This window comes from Pseudochrobactrum sp. AO18b, assembly GCF_000409565.1.
Classification (GTDB): Bacteria; Pseudomonadota; Alphaproteobacteria; order Rhizobiales; family Rhizobiaceae; genus Pseudochrobactrum; species Pseudochrobactrum saccharolyticum.
In genome coordinates this window covers 1-2,161 of sequence record NZ_ANNO01000303.1, presented here as the reverse complement: position 1 = coordinate 2,161, position 2,161 = coordinate 1, and the positions used below count along the sequence as shown (strand labels likewise).

Here is a 2,161-nt window from a genome sequence, read left to right as displayed (position 1 = left end):
GAAAACCGTTACGGGTTTTCGCCGGATGATGCGCTTAGCGGCGCAGGCCGAGACGGCCGATCAGGTTCTGATAGCGCGCTTCGTCAACACCTTTGAGGTAGTCGAGCAGGTTGCGGCGCTGAGAAACCATTTTCAGAAGACCACGACGGGAATGGTTGTCATTCTTGTGGCCTTTGAAGTGACCGGTCAGGTTGGAAATGCGTTCCGAAAGAACGGCTACCTGTACTTCAGGAGAACCGGTATCGCCTTCTTTGGTTGCATATTCTTTGATAAGAGCCTGTTTGCGTTCAGCAGTAATCGACATCGGAATGTCCTTTTTGTTTAAGAGGAGAAATGTCGCCCGTGGCCAAGATGTCGTCCAGCCGGGGCCGTTTACTTCAGTTCTGTACAGTCAGCATTGATTAATGCCTTATACGGAACCTGATGATCATATAATCGAAACTGTGGCTTATTTCCAGACACATTTCAAAAAAGCCTGCAATGCAGGCTTTTTAATAAAATGCGCTAAGCTGTAATCGCTAGAGCGGTTTACGTTTATGTTGAATCGCAGTGCTCGCTCTAGATTCTTTAGTTTGTCGCATTATCCCGACGTCAAGTTGATCCAACTTGACTGTGAAATGCTCTAGTTTAATAAGTGAAAACGCGTTTCGGCTTGAACATACCTTGTTCGATGTAACCGATAGCCAGCAAACGGTTTTTGTGATTGGCACAAACCTCATCGGCTTCCAGCGGTGCATCGCGACCGCGTAAGATGACCGGATTGCCCATGCGCACACGGTGAGCCTGATCGTCGGACAAGGCAACCTGTACCAGATCTTCCAGCGCTGCACCGGTATCAATGATAAAATCATCAAGGGCTGAGAAATCACGCGGTGCAACAGGTGCAGGTTCCGCATCTTCATCATCAGATTTCGGCGGCAGCGGCGGCCATGCGGCTTCAAGCTCTGCAAGCGTCACGAAGTCATCTTCGTTGAAAGGTGCAACTTCCAGACGGCGCAGTTCCGCAATATGACCGAGGCAGCCGAGATCGCGTCCCATATCGCGGGCGAGCGAGCGCACATAAGTGCCTTTACCGCATTCAACTTCAAACACGGCCTGTCCGGCTTCGTTGATTTCCACCAGCTCAAGTTGAAAAATTTCAACTTCACGGGAAGGAATAGCAACTGTTTCACCACCGCGTGCCAGATCATAGGCACGTTCACCGTCAATTTTAATGGCGGAGAATTGCGGTGGGGTCTGCTGAATAGTACCAATATAATTTGGCAAAAGCGCCAGAATATCGTCTTCTGTGGGACGCTTATCAGAGGTTTTGGTGACAGGGCCTTCCAGATCATCCGTGGAGCGTTCTTCGCCCCAGGTCACGGTGAAGGAATAGATTTTCGTGCCGTCCATCACGTAAGGTACGGTTTTGGTGGCTTCGCCCAGAGCAATCGGCAACATGCCGGAGGCAAGCGGATCAAGCGTACCGGCATGACCGGCCTTTTCAGCACTGAAAAGCCATTTGATTTTGGAAACGGCCTCGGTTGAGCCCATGCCTTTCGGCTTGTCAAAAATCACCCATCCGGAAACCGGACGGCCTTTTTTCTTACCTCTGCGTGCCATCAGCCGTTATTCTCGTTATCTTTATGTGTTTCTGTGTCGGATTCATCGCTGTCATCCTGCTGCAGATCACGCGCAACTTCCGGCGAGCGCAGCAGAGCATCAATCTTGGCAAAATTGTCGAAACTGGTATCCGGACGAAAGCGGAATTCCGGCATATATTTCATCTGACGCAATTGCGGTGCAACGCGACCACGCAAAAACTTTGCATGGCTTGCCAGTGCTTTAATAACAGTCTGCACATCTGTATTGCCGACGATGCTGATAAAGCATGTCGCAATTTTCAAGTCAGGCGACATGCGCACTTCGGTGATGGAAACTACGGTATTATTCAGAACATCGTCACGGATTTCGCCGCGTGACAGCACCTGAGCCACGGCATGACGAACCTGCTCGCCGACGCGCAACTGACGCTGTGATGGTCCTGTGGAAGAAAAACGGGACATGGGGACTCCAAAATCTGAGCCAAATATCGGTCGGCAACTGTACAAATTGCATGATTGCGGAAAAGCCTGCGCGGCTTTCATCCTGTTCACAATCAGACTGATACAGCCTGACAATT

General features: G+C 50.4%; 3 protein-coding genes. All 3 read right to left on the bottom strand.

What is annotated here, in order from left to right; translation table 11 throughout:
• Positions 1-34: 34 nt before the first annotated feature.
• Positions 35-304: a 30S ribosomal protein S15 gene (gene rpsO, locus A918_RS0112215; RefSeq protein WP_022711344.1), complete on the bottom strand. Its 270-nt coding sequence runs from the start codon at positions 302-304 to the stop codon at positions 35-37.
• Positions 305-627: 323 nt separating this feature from the next.
• Complete coding sequence (truB, locus tag A918_RS0112205; protein WP_022711342.1) at positions 628-1,602, bottom strand: tRNA pseudouridine(55) synthase TruB; 975 nt, start codon at positions 1,600-1,602, stop codon at positions 628-630.
• Positions 1,602-2,045, bottom strand: a complete 444-nt coding sequence (rbfA, locus tag A918_RS20340) for a 30S ribosome-binding factor RbfA (protein ID WP_022711341.1) — start codon at positions 2,043-2,045, stop codon at positions 1,602-1,604. Before rbfA ends, truB begins: the two co-directional genes overlap by 1 nt.
• Between the last annotated feature and the right edge of the window lie 116 nt (positions 2,046-2,161).